The 19,729-nt window shown below is 63.3% G+C and carries 20 protein-coding genes and 1 pseudogene; 11 read left to right on the forward strand and 10 right to left on the reverse strand.

Annotated elements, in window-relative coordinates; translation table 11 throughout:
• The first annotated feature begins 249 nt into the window (after window positions 1-249).
• Complete coding sequence (gene hisB, locus ACERI1_RS06475) at window positions 250-837, forward strand: imidazoleglycerol-phosphate dehydratase HisB (RefSeq protein ID WP_373617254.1); 588 nt, start codon at window positions 250-252, stop codon at window positions 835-837.
• 15 nt (window positions 838-852) lie between these two features.
• Here hisB and ACERI1_RS06480 read toward each other — a convergent pair whose 3' ends face one another.
• Window positions 853-1,581, reverse strand: coding sequence for a hypothetical protein (locus ACERI1_RS06480; protein WP_373617255.1), 729 nt, complete (start codon window positions 1,579-1,581; stop codon window positions 853-855).
• 149 nt (window positions 1,582-1,730) lie between these two features.
• On the opposite strand from ACERI1_RS06480, the gene ACERI1_RS06485 reads away from it, so the two are divergent.
• The gene (locus ACERI1_RS06485) at window positions 1,731-2,234 is read left to right on the forward strand and encodes an amino acid-binding protein (RefSeq protein ID WP_373617256.1); all 504 of its coding nucleotides are present in this window, start codon (window positions 1,731-1,733) and stop codon (window positions 2,232-2,234) included.
• Here the strand turns inward: ACERI1_RS06485 and ACERI1_RS06490 are convergent.
• On the reverse strand, window positions 2,228-2,638 hold the full coding sequence (locus tag ACERI1_RS06490; protein ID WP_373617257.1) for a hypothetical protein: 411 nt from the start codon (window positions 2,636-2,638) through the stop codon (window positions 2,228-2,230). The genes ACERI1_RS06485 and ACERI1_RS06490 overlap by 7 nt on opposite strands.
• Window positions 2,639-2,816: 178 nt before the next feature.
• Between ACERI1_RS06490 and ACERI1_RS06495 the strand changes: the two genes are divergently transcribed.
• Window positions 2,817-3,431, forward strand: coding sequence for a YigZ family protein (locus ACERI1_RS06495; protein WP_373617258.1), 615 nt, complete (start codon window positions 2,817-2,819; stop codon window positions 3,429-3,431).
• 144 nt (window positions 3,432-3,575) lie between these two features.
• Here the strand turns inward: ACERI1_RS06495 and ACERI1_RS06500 are convergent, their stop codons facing one another.
• From ACERI1_RS06500 to ACERI1_RS06510, 3 genes are read right to left on the reverse strand one after another with little or no spacing between them, the layout of a single operon-like run.
• Window positions 3,576-6,284, reverse strand: coding sequence for a TRAP transporter permease (locus ACERI1_RS06500; RefSeq protein ID WP_373617260.1), 2,709 nt, complete (start codon window positions 6,282-6,284; stop codon window positions 3,576-3,578).
• Window positions 6,281-6,826 (reverse strand): DUF1850 domain-containing protein, encoded by a 546-nt coding sequence (locus tag ACERI1_RS06505; protein ID WP_373617261.1) that lies wholly within the window; start codon window positions 6,824-6,826, stop codon window positions 6,281-6,283. The genes ACERI1_RS06500 and ACERI1_RS06505 overlap by 4 nt, the downstream gene beginning before the upstream one ends.
• Before the next feature lie 35 nt (window positions 6,827-6,861).
• Window positions 6,862-7,812, reverse strand: a complete 951-nt coding sequence (locus tag ACERI1_RS06510; protein ID WP_373617262.1) for a TAXI family TRAP transporter solute-binding subunit — start codon at window positions 7,810-7,812, stop codon at window positions 6,862-6,864.
• 228 nt (window positions 7,813-8,040) lie between these two features.
• Between ACERI1_RS06510 and ACERI1_RS06515 the strand changes: the two genes are divergently transcribed.
• Entirely contained in the window at window positions 8,041-8,244 is a 204-nt protein-coding gene (locus ACERI1_RS06515) for a DUF2892 domain-containing protein (protein WP_373617263.1), read from the forward strand.
• 89 nt (window positions 8,245-8,333) lie between these two features.
• On the opposite strand, the pseudogene ACERI1_RS06520 reads toward ACERI1_RS06515, so the two are convergent.
• Window positions 8,334-8,722 (reverse strand): annotated as a pseudogene (locus ACERI1_RS06520) (cupin domain-containing protein).
• Window positions 8,723-8,860: 138 nt separating this feature from the next.
• Complete coding sequence (gene upp / locus ACERI1_RS06525; RefSeq protein ID WP_373617264.1) at window positions 8,861-9,538, reverse strand: uracil phosphoribosyltransferase; 678 nt, start codon at window positions 9,536-9,538, stop codon at window positions 8,861-8,863.
• Window positions 9,539-9,735: 197 nt separating this feature from the next.
• Between upp and ACERI1_RS06530 the strand changes: the two genes are divergently transcribed.
• From ACERI1_RS06530 to ACERI1_RS06540, 3 genes are all read left to right on the forward strand, one after another.
• Window positions 9,736-10,458: a DUF5828 family protein gene (locus ACERI1_RS06530; RefSeq protein WP_373617265.1), complete on the forward strand. Its 723-nt coding sequence runs from the start codon at window positions 9,736-9,738 to the stop codon at window positions 10,456-10,458.
• Between the two features lie 177 nt (window positions 10,459-10,635).
• Window positions 10,636-11,826, forward strand: a complete 1,191-nt coding sequence (locus ACERI1_RS06535; protein WP_373617266.1) for an anion permease — start codon at window positions 10,636-10,638, stop codon at window positions 11,824-11,826.
• 85 nt (window positions 11,827-11,911) lie between these two features.
• The gene (locus ACERI1_RS06540) at window positions 11,912-12,631 is read left to right on the forward strand and encodes a hypothetical protein (RefSeq protein ID WP_373617267.1); all 720 of its coding nucleotides are present in this window, start codon (window positions 11,912-11,914) and stop codon (window positions 12,629-12,631) included.
• 7 nt (window positions 12,632-12,638) lie between these two features.
• Here the strand turns inward: ACERI1_RS06540 and ACERI1_RS06545 are convergent, their stop codons facing one another.
• A complete protein-coding gene (locus tag ACERI1_RS06545) occupies window positions 12,639-14,051 on the reverse strand; it encodes a hemolysin family protein (RefSeq protein ID WP_373617268.1) in 1,413 nt (470 codons plus the stop codon).
• A 112-nt stretch (window positions 14,052-14,163) separates the two neighbouring features.
• Here ACERI1_RS06545 and ACERI1_RS06550 point away from each other — a divergent pair, with 112 nt between their 5' ends.
• The 3 genes from ACERI1_RS06550 to ACERI1_RS06560 are packed head-to-tail and all read left to right on the forward strand — an operon-like array spanning window position 14,164 to window position 15,626.
• Complete coding sequence (locus ACERI1_RS06550; protein WP_373617269.1) at window positions 14,164-14,475, forward strand: glutaredoxin family protein; 312 nt, start codon at window positions 14,164-14,166, stop codon at window positions 14,473-14,475.
• On the forward strand, window positions 14,475-14,990 hold the full coding sequence (locus tag ACERI1_RS06555; RefSeq protein WP_373617270.1) for a redoxin domain-containing protein: 516 nt from the start codon (window positions 14,475-14,477) through the stop codon (window positions 14,988-14,990). The genes ACERI1_RS06550 and ACERI1_RS06555 overlap by 1 nt, the downstream gene beginning before the upstream one ends.
• Window positions 14,991-15,041: 51 nt before the next feature.
• A complete protein-coding gene (locus ACERI1_RS06560) occupies window positions 15,042-15,626 on the forward strand; it encodes an L-threonylcarbamoyladenylate synthase (RefSeq protein WP_373617271.1) in 585 nt (194 codons plus the stop codon).
• A gap of 7 nt (window positions 15,627-15,633) precedes the next feature.
• On the opposite strand, the gene ACERI1_RS06565 is transcribed toward ACERI1_RS06560, so the two are convergent.
• Window positions 15,634-16,320: a hypothetical protein gene (locus ACERI1_RS06565; RefSeq protein ID WP_373617272.1), complete on the reverse strand. Its 687-nt coding sequence runs from the start codon at window positions 16,318-16,320 to the stop codon at window positions 15,634-15,636.
• A 379-nt stretch (window positions 16,321-16,699) separates the two neighbouring features.
• Entirely contained in the window at window positions 16,700-17,290 is a 591-nt protein-coding gene (locus ACERI1_RS06570; protein WP_373617274.1) for a conditioned medium-induced protein 4, read from the reverse strand.
• A gap of 182 nt (window positions 17,291-17,472) precedes the next feature.
• Here ACERI1_RS06570 and ACERI1_RS06575 point away from each other — a divergent pair, with 182 nt between their 5' ends.
• Entirely contained in the window at window positions 17,473-19,659 is a 2,187-nt protein-coding gene (locus tag ACERI1_RS06575) for a heterodisulfide reductase-related iron-sulfur binding cluster (RefSeq protein ID WP_373617275.1), read from the forward strand.
• Window positions 19,660-19,729 lie beyond the last annotated feature (70 nt).

Here is a 19,729-nt window from a genome sequence, read left to right on the forward strand (position 1 = left end):
TTCTCGAATACGACATTCACACCACGGATCATATAACGGGTCGAAAATTGGGATGGTTTCGGTCCGTTTCACGCACGTCTTGTGAATTGCCTAATGTTTTCATACCATCTCAAATCCAACCAGACGTTTTACAACCGATTCTAAGGACGTCTCGAGTATATCGACAAACGAAAGCCAAATTAGCCATCCGAACCGACGGCTGCGGGGGCGAGCGGAACCGCCTTGTACCGGGGACGGTATGAGTTCGGCATGAGCGAGCGAACGGCAACCCGCACGCGCGAGACGGCCGAGACATCGATCGAGTGTACGATGACCGTTGACGGGACCGGGACGGCCGAGATCGACACCGGCATCGGTTTCTTCGATCATATGCTGACGTCGTTCGCCAAACACGGCCTGTTCGACCTCGAGGTCGAGTGTGACGGCGACCTCGAGATCGACGATCACCACACGGTCGAGGACGTGGCGATCGTCCTCGGCGAGGCGTTCGACGAGGCGCTGGGCGATCGCTCGGGGATCGTCCGATACGCCGACCGGAAAGTGCCGCTGGACGAAGCCGTCGCCGGAGCTGTCGTCGACGTGAGCGGTCGGCCACGGTTTTACTTCGACGGGGCGTTCTCCCAGGAACAGATCGGGGGGTTCACCAGCGACATGGCGCGTCACTTCGGCGAGTCGCTGGCGATGAACGCCGGCCTGACGCTGCACCTCGAGGTCGACGGCGAGAACGCCCACCACGAGGTCGAGGCGCTGTTCAAGACGCTGGCCCGCAGCCTCGACGATGCGACCCGGATCGACGAGCGCCGGGAGGGAACGCCGAGTACGAAAGGCACGTTGTAGGCAGCCCTCGGTTCGCTACGGACGACGCAGTTTCCCGCCGTTTTCGACGAACTCGCCGTCTTCGATGGCGTAGTCGACGATCGCGTCGGCCTCGTTGCTCTCGAGATCGTAGGCTCCCGCAGCCAGTTCCTCGACGGCACGTCGCTGCATAGGGAACTCGCGGTTTCGGAGGAGTCGAATAACCTTGTTATAGGCCCGCGGCGGGCTCGCCGACGAGGGTAGTGCGTCGGCATCGTCAGCCGCGTCCGCCGGTTCTGAGCCGGTGTCGTCCGGTTGTTCGTCGCGCTCGAGCGTGATGCCACCCGCGAGGCTCGTGGTGTCGGCGTCAGCGTCTGCTTCGTCAGTGCTTGGGTCGGACGCAGCGATGTCTGCGTCGGACTCGCTCGTCTCCGAATCCGACTCGTCGCCAGCGGATTCGCGGTCGGACGTGTCGGGAGCGGCGCGCTCGTCAGCGGCAGCGTCCGAGACGGTCGCGTTCGACGACGGGGTTCGAGATCGAGTAGCCGTCGCGCTGTCGGCGGTCGTGACGACCGACTCGCTTTCGGGGTGGTTACCGTCGGTCGCGTCGTCGGCCCCGAGGCGGGCGAGCAGCGGTTCGAGCAGCGTCTCGAGGCGATCCCGGCAGTCGGGACAGCAGACGACGCGGCGCTGTTCGGCCTCCGTCGGCTCGAATTCGGGTGGAACGATTGCGAACGTGCCGACGGCGTCGGCAGCACAGAAGTCACAGGTCCGAAGTTCTCGCATAGTGGCAGTTCATGTGGCCGGGCGCAAAAAGCATCCGTCAGACAGCAGTCTCGACACCGGATCGACTGCGAACACAACCCGTTGGCAACACCACCGGGCACGACCGATCGCCGGACATTATAGCCACGCATCCGTAGGGACGACAACGAATGTTCGACGAGATCATGGAGAAGTTCGAGGGGTCGCCGAGTCAGCAGGCCGTGATCCGCCTGCTGCTCGAGCGCGGGTTCTCCGTCAACGACGATGGACGAGTCGTCTCTGGCGGCATCGAAATTCCGAACACGGGGATAGCCCGCGAGATCGGCGTCGACCGACGGGTCGTCGACTCGACGACCGATGTCATCCTCGAGGACGACGAACTCCGGCGTATCTTTCAGAACATCTCGCAGGTGCCGAGCCTGATGGACCTGGCGCCGGTGCTGGATCTGACGGTGCTGACGATCACGCCCGACGACGCCGAACAGGAGGGAATCGTCGCCGAGGTCACGGGGACACTCGCCGACAACGGCATCTCGATCCGCCAGACCATCAGCGAAGATCCCGAATTCACCGACGAGCCGCGGCTCTACCTGATCACCGACGAGGAACTGCCGGGCGAGGTGATCACCGAACTCCGCGACCTCGCGTTCGTCCGGAAGATTGAACTTCAGTAGTCGGGGGAGTCGCCGTCGACGACGTCCGCGAAGTCGGTGAGCACCGCCTCGAGCGCGCTCGTGAGTTCCTCGAATCGATCGATCGACATGGCGTCGACCGTCACCCAGACGCCGTGGGGACCGCGGATAACTCGCGAGAGGTAGCCGTTTTCGAACATGCGGATCGTCGCCTGATACTCGCCGAGTTGCGTGTTGCGGTAGGCCGACTGGGAGTGAAAGCCCAGCCGTTCGTGGTCGGCGAATCCGACCAGATCAGCCGTTTGCTCCAGATCTGACCGGAGATAGAGCTGTTCGACGACGTCCTCAGTGAAGTACGTGATACTACGGAGTTCGTCGCCCACCGTCGTCCGGCAAACGCTGCGGAGCTCGTCCGCGAGTTGGGGATCGATCGCCTCGCGTTCCATGTGCCCACACACCGCATAGAGAAATAATAACGTACTGGTCGGGGCGAAACATACCTGACGGCCCATCTGTAGCCGCTAGACGAGGGGACCGACGGGCTCTTTTCACCAGCCGGAATAATTGCGTCATGGCCAGTCTCGAGCGCCGACAGTGGGAATATGACCCGAGAGGTGAGCGGCAGTGAGCGATGCCTATCGGACGGTCGCCGACGCCGCCACCGCCGAGTTCGTCGTCCAGGGCTCGGAGTTCATTGGCCACGTCCGACCGGTCGACTCCGCCGACGCCGCCGAGGCGTTTATCGACGCCGTCAAAGACGAGTACGCAGACGCGACCCACAACGTCCCCGCCTACCGCGTCCGGACTGACGACGACGGCGAGGGCTACTTTCTCCGGGAGTATGCAAGCGACGAGGGCGAACCCTCCGGCTCGGCGGGCAAGCCGGCGCTGAACGTCCTCAGCCAGCAGGAGCTCGAGAACTGTGCGGTCGTCGTGACCCGCTACTACGGCGGGACGAACCTCGGCGTCGGCGGACTTGTCCGGGCCTACTCCCGGGCGGTGAAAGAGGCCGTCGAGGCAGCCGGCGTCGTCGAGGAGCGCCCACACGAGCAAGTCGGGATCACCGTCGACTACGACGACTCTGGAACGGTCCGCTCGATTTTAGAAAGCGAAGGCTACGAGTTCGACGCCGACTACGAGGCCGACGTGAGATTCGACGTGCGTGTCCCGCTCGCAGAGGCCGAGGCGCTCCGGGATCGGCTACGCAGCGCGACGAGCGGTCGAGTTGGCCTCGAGTGAGACGGTCTGCTGTAACGCTTTCCGATGGAACCGCAGGACGGTCGCGGTCCCGCCGGCACTGACTGACAGGAGTCCGTCTGAACGGCGACCATCATCCGATCGGCCACGCTCACAGCGAGCGTGAACCGAAACGCGACGCGTGTGTTACGCTTCGCCCGGGTTCGGTGTGGCGGACTCCAGTTCGGACCCGGACAGTCGCGTGTAATTGCGATGCGACAGCGAGACGAGGATAGCCAGCCCGAGCAGTCGCAACAGCAACGTCGCCGTGAGACCAGTGAGTCCGGTGGATACACCGACGAGTGCGAGTGCGCCCTCGAGGACGAGCAGTGGGATCTCGGGCACCATCAAGAGGATCGAGGCGATCGCGTACAGCGCGCGTGTGCCGGCGTCGACCGACGAGTACTGGTAGCCGATGATCGTGACACCGAGTGCGTAGACGCCGAGGAACATCCCGAGGATGGGAACGACGACCTCTGGGAGGAAGAAGTCGAGGTCCATGACGTCTCCCCAGCCGATGAGTCCCCACGTCCCATCGACGTTGCGCGCGAGCAGGATGCCCGGCGAGAACACGAACGCGAACGGGACGAGGATCTTGTTCAGCGAGAGGAGGAACGCGGCGGTCGCGGTCTTGAGTTCGTCAGCTTTGGCGACGCCTGCGCCGGCGAAGGCGGCGACGGCGACCGGCGGCGTGACGTCAGCCATCAGGCCGAAATAGAGGATGAAGAGGTGTGCCGCGACAACCCAGACGCCCAGCTCCTCCATCGGCGCGCCGAGCATCGCGACCAGGATGATGTACATCGCGGTCGTGGGCATCCCCATCCCGAAGATGATCGCGGCGACGCCGGTCAAAGCGAGCAGGAGCAGTATCGACCCGCCGCTGACGGCGTCGATAAGCGCCGCGAGGTTCGGGCCGAGCCCGGAGACGCTGATCACGCCGGGGACGACGCCTGCCGCTGCGACGGCGATCACGACTGTGGTCGCGGTTCGTGCGCCCGAGTCCATCGATTTCAGGACGAACGTCCCGAAGCGGTAGCCGGCGTTGTCGGCAAGCGACGGGCAACCGAGCGATTTCGCACTCCGACGGGCGGAGTCGTCGATCGAGTCGTCGAGGGTAAGCAGCGGTGCATCCGCCCGTGGTCGGGCGAGCAGGAAGGCGACGCTGACGAGGATCGCGATCGTCCCGAGCTCCGAGACGGCAGCGCCCGCTGCGGCACCGAGCGCGTACGGGTCGGCAGCCGACTCGAGGCCGAGTAAGACCTGCACCGCAGACCCGAGGCCCACGCCGTACGTCGCGAAGGCCGCGGCGTGAGCGAGCGTGATCGAAGCGATCGAGCCGAGTAACGGCACGCGGCTGCGCTCGTCGTAGGCGGCCACGACGGCGATCAACGCGGTGATGGCGATGATCGTGTACCAGCCAGCGCGGTTGATCGACAGACGAGCGATGACGAGGAAGTAAATCAGGAGCGCGAGCGGGATCAGATAGAACCAGCCGCTGCGGAACTTCGCGAAGCCGTCGGGGAGTTCACCGCGTGCGAGGCCGCCGATCCCACCGCGGACCGCTTCGAAATGGACCATGACCCACATCCCGAAGAAGAACGCGATCGCGGGCAGGGTTGCGGCCATGATCACGTCCGAATACGCTGTCCCGGTGAACTCGACGATGAGGAACGCGGCCGCGCCCATCACCGGTGGGAGGACCTGCCCGCCCGACGACGCTGACGCTTCGACCGCGCCGGAGAACTCGGGCGAGTAGCCCGAGCGCTTCATCAGCGGGATCGTGAACGCACCCGTCGTCACCGTGTTGGCGATCGACGAGCCACTCAGCATCCCCATGAAGCCACTCGAGACGACGCTCGCTTTCGCCGGGCCACCCTTTCTGGTGCCGGTCATCGAGTAGGCGAGATCGATGAACCACTTGCCAGCGCCGCTCATCTCGAGGAAGGCCCCGAAGAGGATGAATATATAAATGAAGCGAACGCTGACGGAGACGGGCGTGCTCATGATGCCCGCCTCCGTAGTGTACCAGAGGTCGTAGACGATGCTCGCCCAGGTGTCGGGCTGGATCGCCAGCGCCCCGATGGCCGAATCGCTCGGGATGAAATACCCCCAGCGAGCGTAGACGATAAACGACGCGATCAGCGACATGAGGACGACGCCGAGCGTCCGGCGCGTTGCCTCGAGCACGAGCAGGATGCCGAGTGCGCCAAGCAGGAACGCACCGGACTGCCCCTCGAGTGGTACGATCGTGGTCAGGCCGACGGCGAGTGGCTCGAGTTGTGGCGGAACGGACTCAGCGAGCGGTGCGCCCGACTGGATGCCGAATGTCGCCAACTGCTTGATCTCGTCGTACGAGGTGACGATGTAGTACGCTGGGAACAGCGAGATGACGGCAAGACAGGCGTCAAGGGGCGTGATCCGACGTAGGCTCGGGTCGATAGCTGCCCATCGGACGCCGTCACGGAGTCGTTCGACGGCTCGTGTGACAGGGCTGTCCGGACCGAACCGGCCTTTGACAGCGGGAACGATCGCGCCGAGTCGGCGGGCGACGAATCCGTCGCCAGTGCTTGCCGGGAACAACAGAAACGCAAGGACGAGTGCGAAAGTCACGTGGATCGCGTACACCTGCAACGGCTGGAGCGACGCGATTTCGACGGTGCCGACGCCCGGCAGCGTCACACTGAACTGATAGCTGCGGGCTGCAATCCACATCTGGAACGCCGAAAACGTGATCCCGATCAGCGCAACGAGTGCAGCCGACAGACCCTGATGGGAGCGACTTCGCTCAACCTCCTGTAGTAATTCGTCCTGTTCTTCGTTCGAAAGAGACTCCGCGTCCTGTGTGTCTGTACTCATGGTATCATGTGTGAACTTCTCGGTTCGTCTATCGATACAGCTCGGGCCGCAGACTGGCGGAGTTCGTCGACGAGCGTGCGCTCGGTTACCGAGAGAGTGACTGCGTCGTCGGACAGCGAGACGAGATCGTAGCGCTCACCGTCGACGATGAGTTCGTGTCCGGCGATCGAGCCCGGAACGACGCCGATTTCGTCGTACGATTTGTCGAGTTCGAGGACGAGTCCCTCGTCGGTCGTCTCGATCGGTGCATCCGACGGCAGGCCAGCGCCGTGTGAATGAAACACCATTCGGTCCATTCGGAGCTGGGTCCCGTCGACGACGTAGATATCTTCGACGGTCGTCTTCTCGACGCTGTGAGTGTACGAGAGCGTCACGACGTCGCCATCGTCAACCGGCACTGAAAGCAACTGTTCGTTGGTGTCAGTATCGGTGACGACGAGCTGTCGCTGTGCCGACGCGGTCGACGTGACGGTTGCTGTTGCTCCAACCAGTACGAGGACGGCCACGATAACGGCCAGATAGCGGTACGGTGGGCGATTCACGGTCGGTAAATACGGAGACGGTTGTGCTGTTTGGCTTAGCCGAAGTATGCCGCAGCGCCCGGGTGGAGGTCGATCGGCATGCCGTCCTGTGCCGAGTCGACGGAGATGAACTCGGACTTCTGGTCGACGGCGTCGACGTTGTCGAAGATCGCCGTCGTGACGGCTTCGACGACCGCTTCGTCGACACCTTCGTGGGTCGCGATCATCGCCTGGACCGAGACCGTCTCGACGGCCTCGCTGATGCCGCCGTAGGTGTCGGCGGGAATCGTATCCTCGGCGAACCACTCGGCGTCGTTCATGACGGCCTCGCGGGTCTCGCCGCCAATCTCGACGAGCGAGATGTCCGCGCTGGTCGCGAGGTTCTCGACGGAACCGACCGGCCAGCCGCCGACGACGAACGCCGCGTCAACGTCGCCGTCGCGAATCTGGTCGGTCGCCGTATCGAAGTCGGTGTTCTGCTCGGTGAAGTCACCCTCCTCGATGCCGGCGGTCTCGAGGATCTGCAACGCGTTGACCTGCGTCCCGCTGCCAGCGTCACCGGTGTTGACCGTCGCACCATCGAGGTCCGCGATCGTCTCGATGCCGGAATCGGCCTGCGTGATGACGTGGATCGTTTCGGGGTACAGCGTCGCGACGCCGCGAATGTTCTCCATCGCGTTACCCTCGAGGTCCTTGTGGCCCGTGCCGTTGACCGCGAAGTAGGCGATGTCGTTTTGAATCAGCGCGAACTCGGCGTCCTCGCGATTGAGGCTGCCGACGTTCTCGAGGCTCGCACCGGTCGACTGGACTTGCAGCGAGTAGTCCGTGTTGTCCTCGACGATCGTCTTGAAATTGTTCGAGAGCGGGTAGTACGTGCCGCCGGTCCCGCCGGCGTGCCACGAGAGCGTGTTGCCGCTCGAGCCCTCGCCGCTACAGCCGGCGAGCGCTGTCAACCCGGCAGCGCCTGCTGCCGCCACGAACCGTCGTCTGTTGAGATCGTATGACATACTTTCACGATAATAGCGAGACTATTTATGCATTATCAATTTCGAAGGCCTATGCGTGTAGTTCTGTTACTTATTGTGGACAGCTACCAAATGTTTGTTCATCTATATTAGCTGTGTTGCATAATATAAGTATATAATTGGCATTCTAACTGTCGGCAGCGATCGGGTTCGACCGACCCCGGCGAAGGCAAGGGAATCTATACTCGGCTTCGGCGTGTTCGATCGAGCATGGACAGGAACGTCTGTGGAATCGATCGGGTCGGGCGTGTGCTTCTCGCGACAGGGCTCCTCGTCGTCGGCTATCGAACCAGACAGCAGACACTCGGCACGCTCGCGTTCGTCGCCGGCAGCGACCTCCTCGCCACTGCGGTCATCCAGCGCTGTCCGGTGAATACGCTGCTCGGAATCGACACCTGCGACACGACATCGTAGCGTCGAAGGGGATCACTCGAGTCCGAATCGTCCGCACAACAATCGAACCGACGCAGAACCGTCGCGCGATCGGGTGTGCAGTGATTCTGTCAGCGGCTCCGCTCCTCGTCGAACTCGTACGGAACAGCGTCGTCGACCGGCGGGGCACCGATCGCGATCAGCGAGGTCGGTTCGTCGGCGTCGTCGGGGTTGTACGCCCGGTAGGGTGCTTCGGGTTCGGCCGCGAATATCGATCCCTCGGGGACGGTGAACTCTTCCTCGGGCGTCTCGACGTGCAGCGTTCTCGAGAGGACGACGAACGCCTCTCCGCTTGAGTCTCGTGGTAGTGGTAGGCAAGCGGGAGCTGCTCGCCCGGTACTGCATCGAAGCGATCGATCGCGACTGCGTCCATCCTGGCCGCGTCGCTCAGTCGACGGAGATCGCAGGGGCAGTTATCGACGTACTCGCAGTCGTCCGGGTCGACGACGCTGTAGCTCATAGCAGTTGATCCGCAAAAGTCCGTTGTCCCGTTCAGTGAGAGACAGCGCGCAAGCGGCTCATACGGTCTGCTGTCACTGGTTCCCGGCGCACCAGCACGACTGGCGGGTACGCCGGTACTGACTGACAGGAGTCCGTCTCACGTCGTCCGGAACGCGCGGTCGCCGGCGTCGCCGAGACCGGGGACGATGAACCCGTCGTCGTCGAGTCGGTCGTCGATCGAGACCGTCAGCAGATCGGCCTCGTCGAACGTCTCACCGACGCGGAGCAGGCCTTCCGGTGCCGACACCGCCGAGAGGACGATCAGGTTCTCGGGTTCGGGTGAGTTCTCGATGACGTGATCCAGAACGGTACACATCGTACTCCCCGTCGCGAGCATGGGGTCAGCGATGATGACCGTGTCCTCCTCGGTGATTTCGGGCAGTTTGACGTAGTCGACCGTGATCGGGAACGAACCATCCTCGTCGCGGCCCGCTTCCTCGTCACGGCTCGCGCTGATGACACCCTGTCGCGCCCGCGGGAACGCTTTCAGCAGTCCCTCGACGAACGGCGTCGCGGCGCGCAAGACGTTGATGATGACCACGTCGTCCAGTCCCTTGACACGCTCGCCCATCGTCGGCTCGAGCGGCGTCTCGATCTCGACGTACTCGGTTTCCATCCGCCCATCGATGATCTCGTAACCACAGATCCGACCGAGTTTGACCAGCCCCTTCCGGAAGCTGACCTGCTCGGTCTCGACGTCGCGCAGGCGCGAGAGTGTATCCTTCGCCAATGCGTGCGTGATGAGATAAGCGGTATCGCGGTCTTCAATCGGCATATCCCAACAGCCACTCGCCGGGTAGTTCACAGTATCGATCAGCGCCGATCCACACACTGAGACCCGTGGACGGCGGGCACAACACACGTGCGTGGCGTACCGATGCCGTGTGACAGGCAGCGAGACGCGGTCGTCGCCCTGACGAGTGCCGGCAGAGAAGTTTATACTCGTTCGCACGTTATCAGTCGGCCAGTCGAATGGAAGAGAGCATCTCGGGATTCAAAGTTCGCGGTGACTGGGGCGACATCGTCGAACACGGCGAGCGCATCACGCGCGCGCTTCGAGAGGTAGACGTCCACGACTCCGAAGAGGCCGCCGACGCGGACTACACCGCCGCCTTCGAGGAGTGGGACGAATGGCGTCCCAAAGCCCACGAGACCCTCGATTCGGACGTCAGCGAGAAGACGGCCGATCAGGCCAGCGTCGAGGAGGGCAAAGGAGAAAAGGCCGGGAAAGGACCCGACGAAGACATCAAAACCGCTGGTGAGAAACTCTCGGAGTCGTACGAACGGCTCGAGGACGACGACGCCGAGGCGGCGGTCGGCACCTGGAAGGAGTCGATCGATTACGTCGCGCGAGCGGCCGACTCCGCGGGGCACAAGGCCTTGCGCCGGGTCGAGGACACGGTCTATCAGAACGTGATGACCCAGCTCGCGCCGTACTACTTCGACAACGAACTCGTCAGCGCCAACATCCAGCAGTCGACGCGCAACGGCGACAACGGCGAGCGGTTCGTCTTCGAGATCAACGTCAACGACGACGAACTCAAAGAGGTCGTCTCCGACCGCCTCGCCGAGTACGAAGACGAGATCGACCGCTGGCACGTCGAAATCGAGAAGGATACCGACGCTGCCGAGGCTATCGAAGGCGTGGAGCCACCACCCGAACCCGACGACAACTCCAAGTCGACGACGAACTGAGGCGAACGGACGCGTCAGCCGTGGGACGACCGGCAGCGCTGCTGTCAGTGGGCTCCTGTCAGTCAGTGTCGGTGCACCCGCGACCGTCCTGCGGGCCCACCGGGAACTCGTGACAGCAGACCGTCTCAGCCGAAGGTCGGCACACACTTGTAGGATCACCCAATAGGAAGGGAGTAGATGGTCGACATCGCCACAGTCGGAGCCTTCGCCGTGGCCGCGGTCGCGAGTCTGTTCATGGCCTGGGCGATCGGTGCCGGCTCGAGTGGCTCCACCCCGTTCGCTCCAGCAGTCGGCGCAAACGCGATTTCGGTGATGCGAGCCGGCTTTCTCGTCGGGCTGCTTGGCTTTTCTGGCGCGGTATTACAGGGTGCGAACGTCTCCGAGGCGGTCGGGACCGAACTTATCGGCGGCGTGACGCTGTCGTCGACCGCCGCCACGCTCGCCTTGCTCATCGCGGCCGCACTGGTGGCGATCGGCATCTTCACCGGCTATCCGATCGCGACGGCGTTTACCGTCACCGGCGCGGTCATCGGCACCGGCCTCGCCATGGGCGGCGACCCAGCGTGGGCGAAATACACCGAGATCGCCACCCTCTGGGTGCTCACACCGTTCGTCGGCGGCTCTATTGCGTACGCGGTCGCTCGAGCACTCCGGGCCGACGCGATCGCAGAGGAACACCTCGTCATCGGGCTGGCCGCCGTCGTCGGCGCGATCGTCGCCAACATCGAATTCGCGGTCCTCGGCTCGGGCGCTGGCGGCGCGTCGGTCGCACAGGTGACAGGACGCTCGCTTCCCGGCCCCGCAGTCGCGGGCACCGCTGTGGCCACGCTGGTCATCGCAGCGATCTGGGCAGGTGTGATCGCGTTCGATCTCGGCAAGGGAACCGAACGCGGCGAGCGACATTTCCTGCTCATCCTCGGCGGCCTCGTCGCCTTCTCGGCCGGCGGCAGTCAGGTCGGGCTCGCGATCGGCCCGCTGATCCCGCTCTCGAACGAGATCGAGTTACCGCTGCTCGCGATGCTCGTCGGCGGCGGCTTTGGCCTGTTGCTCGGCTCGTGGACCGGTGCGCCGCGGATGATCAAGGCGATCTCACAGGACTACTCCTCGCTTGGGCCGCGCCGATCGATCGCGGCGCTGATCCCATCGTTTATTATCGCCCAGGCCGCCGTGTTCTTCGGCATTCCGGTCTCGTTCAACGAGATCATCGTCAGCGCGATCATCGGCAGCGGCTACGCGGCAGCCGGCGCTGGCGGTGGCGTCAGCGCTCGCAAGATGGGCGTCACCGTCCTTGCGTGGGTCGGCTCGCTCGCCGGCTCGATCACCGTCGGCTACATCGGCTACACCGCTGTCGAGACGCTCCTGCTGTGAGCCGGGCAAGTGCCGAGCCGCCCGCCTGATCACGTCTGTCGAGCGACATCGAACGGTCTTTACACGACGGGTTGTGAGATCGAGTATGGACGAGGACGCCGTCGACGGCACCGAGCTCCCCGACGATGCGGTCCAGTGGCGACGCGACGCGAGCACCTCGCGTACCGTTCGGCTGCTCTGGACCTTCGGCGTCGGTACATTCTTCGCTGCGATCATTATCGTCGTCAGCTGGCGACTGTACAGAATGGCCAGCGGGGTCGGCGCTGGTATCGTCATTATTGCCCTTCTCGCGGCGCTGGCCGCAACGGTTCTCGCGCTCGCCGCCACGGACGACACCGAGCGGTATCTCGAGCGGCTCCCGATCGACGCCCCGTCGGGGGCACGTCTGGATCGAGCGATGGACGCTGCCGTCGGCACGGTCGTGATGGGAGTCGTTATCGGCTCGCTGCTGGGTGTCGGCCGGTACATCTCACAGAACGAATTGCTGGCCGTCGGTGCCAGCCCCTTCACCGCGCTGGTCACACTGTTGCTCCCGCTTGCACTCGTCGCACTCGTGCTAGCTTCGTTTCTGCAGTCGGTCGGCACGTTCGACCGCGACGCACAGACGATCTACCTCTACGAGCCGAAACAGGCGATTGATCTCGCTGTGATCGAGGATGTCACAGTCCGCCCGATCGGCGATACCGCCGTGCTGTCGCTCAGCTACGCCCAGCCAGGGGGACAGTACGTTCAAGGGCCGCGTCGACTCGTCGTCCCGCCCGCCGTCGCACGCGATGTCGCAGCGATCGTCAACGGAGAGCACTAACGCTCGTCTACCGCTCGCTCTCGTTTTCCTCGACCTCGAGCGCGGCAGCCTCGCCGTCGCTCTCCGCTTCGTCGTCGTCGCGTACTGCGAGTTTCTTGAGTCGCGCTTTCATGATCCGCGTGTTCTCGACGGTCTCGACGGTAATGCGGACACCGTCGTAGGTGATCTCCTCGCCCTCCTCGACGAGTCGACCCGCGCGGTTGAAAATGAAGCCGGCGATGGTCTCGAACTCCTGACCCTCGGGGAGATCGATCTCGAGGGTTTCGTTGACGTCCTCGATGTTGACCTCGCCACGGACGAGGACGGTGTCGTCGTCGATCGCCTCGATCGGCTGTTCCTCTCCACCCTCTAAGATCTCGCCAACGATCTCCTCGATCATGTCCTCCATGGTCACCAGCCCCTCGGTGGTGCCGAACTCGTCGATGACGATCGCCATGTGCATCCGGTTTTCGCGCATCTCCGAGAGCAACTCGTCGACGTTTTTCGACTCGGGGACGTGCAGCGTCGGCTGGATGAGATCGGCGAGCTCGAGGTCGTCGGTGCCGGACTCGCCGTAGTTGAGATCGCGGACGAGATCGCGGATGTGAACAACTCCCAAGACGTTGTCGAGACTCCCCTCGTAGACCGGCACACGGGCGTGGCCGCTTTGAATACAGGTCTCGATCGCCTCGTCGATGGCGGCGTCTTTCGGCACCGCCGTCATGTCCAGTCGCGGCGTCATAACCTCCTTGACGATCGTGTTGTTAAACCGGAAAATTCGCTGGAGCATCTCGTGTTCTTCTTCTTCCAGGACGCCCTCGCGCTCGCCGGACTCGATCATCTCCTGAATCTCGTCGCGGGTGACGTAGGGCGTCTCGATCGCACCCGTCGTCGACCCCGTGAGACGGTTAAGCTGCCGGGTGAGGTAGTCAAAGAGGATGACGAGCGGGAACATCAGCTTCTCGGCGACTTTCAGCGGTCGGGCGACGCGAATCGACCAGGATTCGGTGTTCTCGACCGCGTAGGACTTGGGTGCGCTCTCACCAAAGAGGAGGACGACGGCGGTGATCCCAAGCGTGGCGACCGTGACGGCCGTCAGACCACCGAGATACAGTCCGAGGAGCGCCGTCGCGATCGACGACATCGCGATGTTGACGATATTGTTCCCGACGAGAATCGTCACGAGTAGCCGGTGTGGGTCCTCCTTGAGCGCCTTGACACGCTCTGCGCCAGGAATCCCGTCTTCGGCCATCCCTTCCACGCGGTGTTTCGGGATCGAAAACAGCGCGATTTCGGATGACGAGAAGAACGCAGAGAGACCAACGAGTCCGACGAGGGCGAGCGCTCCGAGGATCGTCACCACCGACTGATCGATCTCGAGTCCCACCACTGGGAGCTCGTACACAGCCAACACGGTCTCGAAGGGCGGAGACAACGCCATTGATATACAGCCTTATGCCTGAATCGGTTAACAGTTTCCTATTTGACGATCAATGACGGCCATCGCCGCCGCCGACGACACGTTTACCCGGTCGTTTGCGCTACAGTCGTCCATGAGTGAGACCGCCGAGTCACCGATCACGTTTTACCGACTGCAGGGCTGTCCGTTCTGCGAGCGGGTCGCCCGGCTGTTGAACGAGTACGACCTCGACTACCGATCGCGGTTCGTCGAACCGATGCACTCGGACCGAAACGTCGTCAAACGCGTCGCCGGCGTCCGAACCGTTCCCGTCATCGTCGACGACACCACCGGCGTCACGATGGCCGAGAGCGAAAACATCGTCGGCTACCTCGAGACGACCTACGGCGACGGTGGCACCGACCATCCCGGCGCAGCAGCGGCGAGCGCGGGAGGTGAAGACTGATGCTCGGCTTCGACGTCGTCGACCTCGGTCCAGCGGACTATCCCGACCCCGGCGAGACAGCGCCCGCGTTCACCCGCCCGCTGGTTACCGACGAGTTCTGGGAAGACCGGTCGCTGTCGGCGCTCGTCGACGAGTGTGACGGCCCAACTATCCTCGTGTTCACGCCGATGACCGGTTCGTTCCTCGCGAAGTACGTCTGGGACGAACTCACGGCCCGCGACTGGGACGAGCGTGCGGGCCAAGTCGTCGGTCTCACGGCCTCGACTCCCTATGAAGTCACGCGGTTTATCGAGGACAACGACTACCCGTTCCGATTCTTCGCCGATCCGAGCAACGAGGTCGCCGAGTCCTACGGCATCGCACACGACCTCGACGGGATGACCGGCATCAGCGAACCCCGCGTTGCGTTCTTCGCGATCGACGCGGATCGCACCGTCGAGAGCGCGTGGGTCGCCACCGACTGGCCCGAGTTCCCCGACTACGACGATCTCGAGACCGACCTCGGCCTCGAGTAACACAGGTCCGAGCGACAGCTTTTTGCTCGAGATCGGTCGAGTTCGAATCGAATGAGCGAATTCGACCGTGCAGCCGAGGCGATCGACGACGGGGAGCTCGTCGTCTACCCCACCGAGACCGTCTACGGCCTCGGCGCGGCGGCACTCGAGCCCGACGCCGTCGAGCGGGTCTTCGAGGTGAAAGGACGCGATCGATCGAAGCCGCTGTCGTTTGCAGTGCCGTCGGTGCCGTCGGCGCTGCAGTACGTCCGCGCGACCGAACGAGAGCGGCGGTTCATGGCGACGTTTCTGCCCGGGCCCGTGACGGTCCTCTGTCGGCGACGCGAGGCTGTCCCCGACGAACTCACGGCGGATCGCGACCGCGTCGGCGTCCGCGTGCCGGATCATCCTCTCGCACTCAGACTCTGTGAACGGGCCGGCACGCCGATCACGGCGACGAGTGCAAACGTCAGCGGCCAGCCGAGCGTCCGCGAACTCGCCGACCTCGATCCCGAGATCCGCGAGGGTGCCGCAGTGGTTCTCGACGGCGGCAAAACGGACGGGACCGAGAGTACCGTCGTCGACGTTTCATCGGCGACGATCCACCGCCGGGGCGCGCAAGCCGACGAGATCGAGGGCTGGCTCGAGACGCACTGATACACCGTCAGCCAAGCCCCAGTAGCGACCGCAAGGTCCGCGTTTTGACCCCACATTCGGTGGCGAACTCACAGGCATCACATTTCGACCGAGCCTTCGTTCGCGGTGGTGGCCCGTCCAACTCGCGAACCGTCCTGAGCGCGCTGCGATACTGGGCTTTTCTTCTGGTCGTCATACCGACCGACCGGATCACGCCGTAGGCCGGATACTCGAGCCAGACCCGCTCGACCGATTCTTGGTGCTCCCAGGCGAGCGCCTTCGCGGCCGCGACCGCATGAACCGACTGCGATTGCCAGACGCCGGTTTCGGGCGGCGCACCCGACGAAATCAGCGCCGGCTCGAGCGGATCGGCGAGCACCTTGTGGACGATCCCACGACAGTGGCGGCCAGTCGCGAACACGTCCCTATCGGTGGGGTTACGAAGCCGTTCCCAGTCGCCTGTGTCCTCGAGACGCCGTTTCGTCGCCGCCAGCCGCTCGCGGTAGCGACTGGGTGAAACGGCGATGGGCTCAGACTCGAGGGTATCCAGTGGGGTCTCGAGCAGCGTTTCGTAGCGGGGCTCGAGGTCACGGATCGACGTGACTTCCGGCGGTGGCTCGCGCTCTTCGGCCGGCAGCGCGCGCTGATAGTAACACTTCCGCGCGCAGTAGGCAGCAGTCCGGAGATCGCTGAACGAGACGTGGGTGTGAGTCATGGGTCGTCTGGCCGCGGCTTCCTATAAGAAGTCTCGCACGGATGGCAGAATGGTCACACCGTTGCACCCGCGAGCGAACCCGCAGGGTGAGCGAGCGGGCCGACGACTGACCCGGAAGCCGCGCGATGCGCGGCTGGAGGGGAAGGAGGAGTGCTTTTGATCAACCCTAAGCGGGAGCTTCGCTCCCGCGAGGTCCGAGAGAGCTTCGCTCTCTCGAGATTTTACCGAGCGACCGACCAACGGGAGAGAGCGTGGTTCGAGACGCCTTCGGCGTCTCGTCATCAAGCGAAACCGAAGGTTTCGCGGACATTGCGAATCTTCGATTCGCTCAGTCACGAGAGCGCGAAGCTCTCTCGAACGACAGCGTAAAAGGTTGGTTCTAGAAGTCCACGTCCGTCTCCATCCCCTCCGTCGCGTCCTCGAGGCCGTCTTCGCGAACGTCGGTTGTCATGCGTTCGGTGAGGTCGGCGTCGGCGAGGATGCTGTCGAACTCGTCGCGGTAGCGGTCGTTCGCCGTTCGGGATTGGGTCTGTGCCTCGGCGACGCGGCGAGCGCGACGGATCTGGGCCTCGGTGACGTCGTACTCGTCGGCCAGCGTTGCGTCGTCTTCCTCGCGATCGCGGATCGCCGCAAGGTCGAAGTCGTCGGCGTCGGCCTCGTCGATGAGGTGCAAGGACAGCCGCGCGTCGAAAACCACGGCTTCGTCGACCCCGAGTTCGGCAGCGAGGTCGGCGTCGCTTTGCCCGTCGTAGAAGCCTCTGGCGACCGTGATCAGCTCGTCGTCGGACAGCGGCGTCTCGAACGCGTAGCGCTCGCGCATCTGCTGGACGACGCTCCGGAGGCGTTCCTCGTCCGAGCGTTCGTCTCGCTCGAGGGAGCCGCGGGTATCCTCCTGCGATTCGGTGACGGTTGCCTCACCGTCGGTCACGTCGGTGAAGATATCACGGAGTTCCTCGGTTTTCTCGTTCATGGGTGGACACTCCCGACGGGAGCCTATTTAAGCCTGTTGCCAGATAGCGTCGAGCGAAGGCGTTCGAATGCGAACCACAATTATAAACTAAAAATAATGGTATAATTTTCGCAAGACTGCATCGGGGTGTACCTCGGTGCAGTGTGACAAGAATTAAGTCACAGCCCACCACCTCATTGTGCATGAATACGTTAGCACAGGCAGACGTTGCAAGGGAGACGTACTGGGGGATTACCAGCGTCGAGTACGCGGTGTTTTACCTCCTTGCGTTCGTTACGGTTGCCGTCTTCACCTACGGTGTCTACCAGCGGTTCGCTCGGTACACGCAGGGTGACGGTGATTCGTTCTCTCGGCTCGACGAGCTGCAACGTCGCGTCGCGAACGCGGCGAAGATCGTCCTCTCGAACGAGAAGCAGTTCAACAGAGACCTCTACGGCGGGTTGATGCACTCGTTTATTCTCTGGGGCTTTCTGACGCTGTTTATCGCGACCTCGATCCTGATGGTCGAAGAGTACGGCGCACAGAAACTCCTCGGTCTCTCGTTCTGGAACGGTGACTTCTATCTCGCCTACCAGTTCATCGTCGACGCCATGGGGCTGTTGTTCGTCGTCGGCATCGGCATGGCCCTCTATCGCCGCTACTGGGTCCGCAACCACCGTCTCTGGGATCGCCACACCTCCGCTGAGGACGATCTGTTCATCTGGACGCTGTTCGCCCTCGGCATCGGTGGCTTCCTGCTGGAGGGACTGCGCGTCTACAGCGCCGGGATTCCCGACCACGAGGTCGTCAGCTTCGTCGCCTACGGGATGGCGCTTGGCTTCGACGCACTCGGCCTCCCGACGCTGGGCCCCGCCCAGGCCGGGCTCAACGGGGCCGGATTCAACGTCGAGAACCTCCACTGGCTTGCGTGGTGGACCCACTCGTTGATCGCCTTCTTCTTCATCGCGTGGATCCCCTACGCCAAGCCGTTCCACATGCTCTCGTCGTTCGCCAACGTCGTCACCCGTGACGAGAAGGCGGGTAAGCGTCTTCCCAACGTCCCCTCGGATCTGGACGCGACCAACGCCGAATCCATCGACGACTTCACCTGGAAAGAGTTGCTGGACCAGGACGCCTGTACCAAGTGTGGCCGGTGTTCGTCGGTCTGTCCCGCCAAAGCCTCTGACCGCCCGCTGGATCCGCGTAACGTCATCCTCGACCTGAAATCCTATCGCGAGGATCTCGACGCCGGCGGCGAGGAACAGCCGATCGTCGCCGACGGCGGCACTTCGGTGATCAACGCCGAGACGATGGAGTCCTGTATGGCCTGTATGGCCTGTATGGACGCCTGTCCCGTCGAAATCGAACATCTCAAGAGCTTTACCCGGCTCAACCGCCAGCTCACCGACCAGGGTGACATCGACTCGAGCATGCAGGACGTCTTCCAGAACGTCATGCAAAACGGCAACACCTTCGGTGACTCACCCCGCAATCGCGGCGACTGGACCGAGGAACTCGAGTTCGACGTGGCCGACGCTCGCGAGGAAGAAGTCGACTACCTCTGGTACGTCGGTGACTTCCCGAGCTACGACGAGCGTAACAAGCAGGTCGCGCGCTCGCTGGCGACCATTCTCAAGGAAGCCGACGTCAGCTTCGGCATCCTCTTCGACGACGAGAAATTCGACGGCAACGACATCCGCCGCGTCGGCGAGGAGTTCCTCTACATCGAACTCGCCGGCCATCACGTCGAGACCTGGGAGGACTGCGAGTTCGACAAAATCGTCTGTACGGACCCCCACTCCTACAACACCTTCAAAAACGAGTATCCCGAGGTCGACTTCGAGGAGTTCGCCGACGACCCGATGATGCCCTTCGAGTACGACGAGCAGTGGAACGCCGACGGCGAGATCGATGTCCTCCACTGGACCCAAGCCGTCGAAGAACTCGTCTCCGAGGGCCACCTCGAGCTGTCGGGGACGGAACTCGACTACACGGTCACCTACCACGACCCCTGTCACCTCGGCCGGTACAACGACGAGTACGAAGCTCCCCGCGAACTCATCAAGGCAACGGGTTGTACACTTGACGAGATGCCGCGCAACCGCGCCAATTCGTTCTGCTGTGGCGGCGGCGGTGGCGGCCTCTGGATGGACTTCGAGGAAGAGCCCAAACCCAGCGAGGAACGCATTCGCGAGGCACTCGAGGACACCGACGCCGGCAGCGGCGTCGAGAAGTTCGTCGTCGCCTGCCCGATGTGCATGACGATGTACGAAGACGGTCGCAAGACTGGCGGCTACGAGGACGAGATCGAAATCGTCGATGTCGCTGAACTCATTGTCGAAGCGATCGGCAAGACCGACGAAGCGACGGTCGACGTCGCCGCGGACTAACTACGACTCGGTTTTCGCGGTCGTCGCTCCAACTCCGTTTTCAGGGCGTGATTCGAGCGTGATCGATGCG

It is taken from the genome of Natrinema sp. HArc-T2, assembly GCF_041821085.1.
In the GTDB taxonomy this organism is placed as follows: Archaea; Halobacteriota; Halobacteria; order Halobacteriales; family Natrialbaceae; genus Natrinema.

What these genes read in the sequence shown, in the direction of transcription:
- ACERI1_RS06560 (WP_373617271.1), top strand. Translation starts at nt 15,042, where the DNA reads ATGAGCGAATTCGACCGTGCAGCCGAGGCGATCGACGACGGGGAGCTC.
- ACERI1_RS06535 (WP_373617266.1), top strand. Translation starts at nt 10,636, where the DNA reads ATGGTCGACATCGCCACAGTCGGAGCCTTCGCCGTGGCCGCGGTCGCG.
- ACERI1_RS06480 (WP_373617255.1), bottom strand. Translation starts at nt 1,581, where the DNA reads ATGCGAGAACTTCGGACCTGTGACTTCTGTGCTGCCGACGCCGTCGGC.
- ACERI1_RS06500 (WP_373617260.1), bottom strand. Translation starts at nt 6,284, where the DNA reads ATGAGTACAGACACACAGGACGCGGAGTCTCTTTCGAACGAAGAACAG.
- upp (WP_373617264.1), bottom strand. Translation starts at nt 9,538, where the DNA reads ATGCCGATTGAAGACCGCGATACCGCTTATCTCATCACGCACGCATTG.
- ACERI1_RS06515 (WP_373617263.1), top strand. Translation starts at nt 8,041, where the DNA reads ATGGACAGGAACGTCTGTGGAATCGATCGGGTCGGGCGTGTGCTTCTC.
- ACERI1_RS06570 (WP_373617274.1), bottom strand. Translation starts at nt 17,290, where the DNA reads ATGAACGAGAAAACCGAGGAACTCCGTGATATCTTCACCGACGTGACC.
- ACERI1_RS06555 (WP_373617270.1), top strand. Translation starts at nt 14,475, where the DNA reads ATGCTCGGCTTCGACGTCGTCGACCTCGGTCCAGCGGACTATCCCGAC.
- ACERI1_RS06575 (WP_373617275.1), top strand. Translation starts at nt 17,473, where the DNA reads ATGAATACGTTAGCACAGGCAGACGTTGCAAGGGAGACGTACTGGGGG.
- ACERI1_RS06545 (WP_373617268.1), bottom strand. Translation starts at nt 14,051, where the DNA reads ATGGCGTTGTCTCCGCCCTTCGAGACCGTGTTGGCTGTGTACGAGCTC.
- ACERI1_RS06510 (WP_373617262.1), bottom strand. Translation starts at nt 7,812, where the DNA reads ATGTCATACGATCTCAACAGACGACGGTTCGTGGCGGCAGCAGGCGCT.
- ACERI1_RS06530 (WP_373617265.1), top strand. Translation starts at nt 9,736, where the DNA reads ATGGAAGAGAGCATCTCGGGATTCAAAGTTCGCGGTGACTGGGGCGAC.
- ACERI1_RS06490 (WP_373617257.1), bottom strand. Translation starts at nt 2,638, where the DNA reads ATGGAACGCGAGGCGATCGATCCCCAACTCGCGGACGAGCTCCGCAGC.
- ACERI1_RS06550 (WP_373617269.1), top strand. Translation starts at nt 14,164, where the DNA reads ATGAGTGAGACCGCCGAGTCACCGATCACGTTTTACCGACTGCAGGGC.
- ACERI1_RS06565 (WP_373617272.1), bottom strand. Translation starts at nt 16,320, where the DNA reads ATGACTCACACCCACGTCTCGTTCAGCGATCTCCGGACTGCTGCCTAC.
- hisB (WP_373617254.1), top strand. Translation starts at nt 250, where the DNA reads ATGAGCGAGCGAACGGCAACCCGCACGCGCGAGACGGCCGAGACATCG.
- ACERI1_RS06485 (WP_373617256.1), top strand. Translation starts at nt 1,731, where the DNA reads ATGTTCGACGAGATCATGGAGAAGTTCGAGGGGTCGCCGAGTCAGCAG.
- ACERI1_RS06540 (WP_373617267.1), top strand. Translation starts at nt 11,912, where the DNA reads ATGGACGAGGACGCCGTCGACGGCACCGAGCTCCCCGACGATGCGGTC.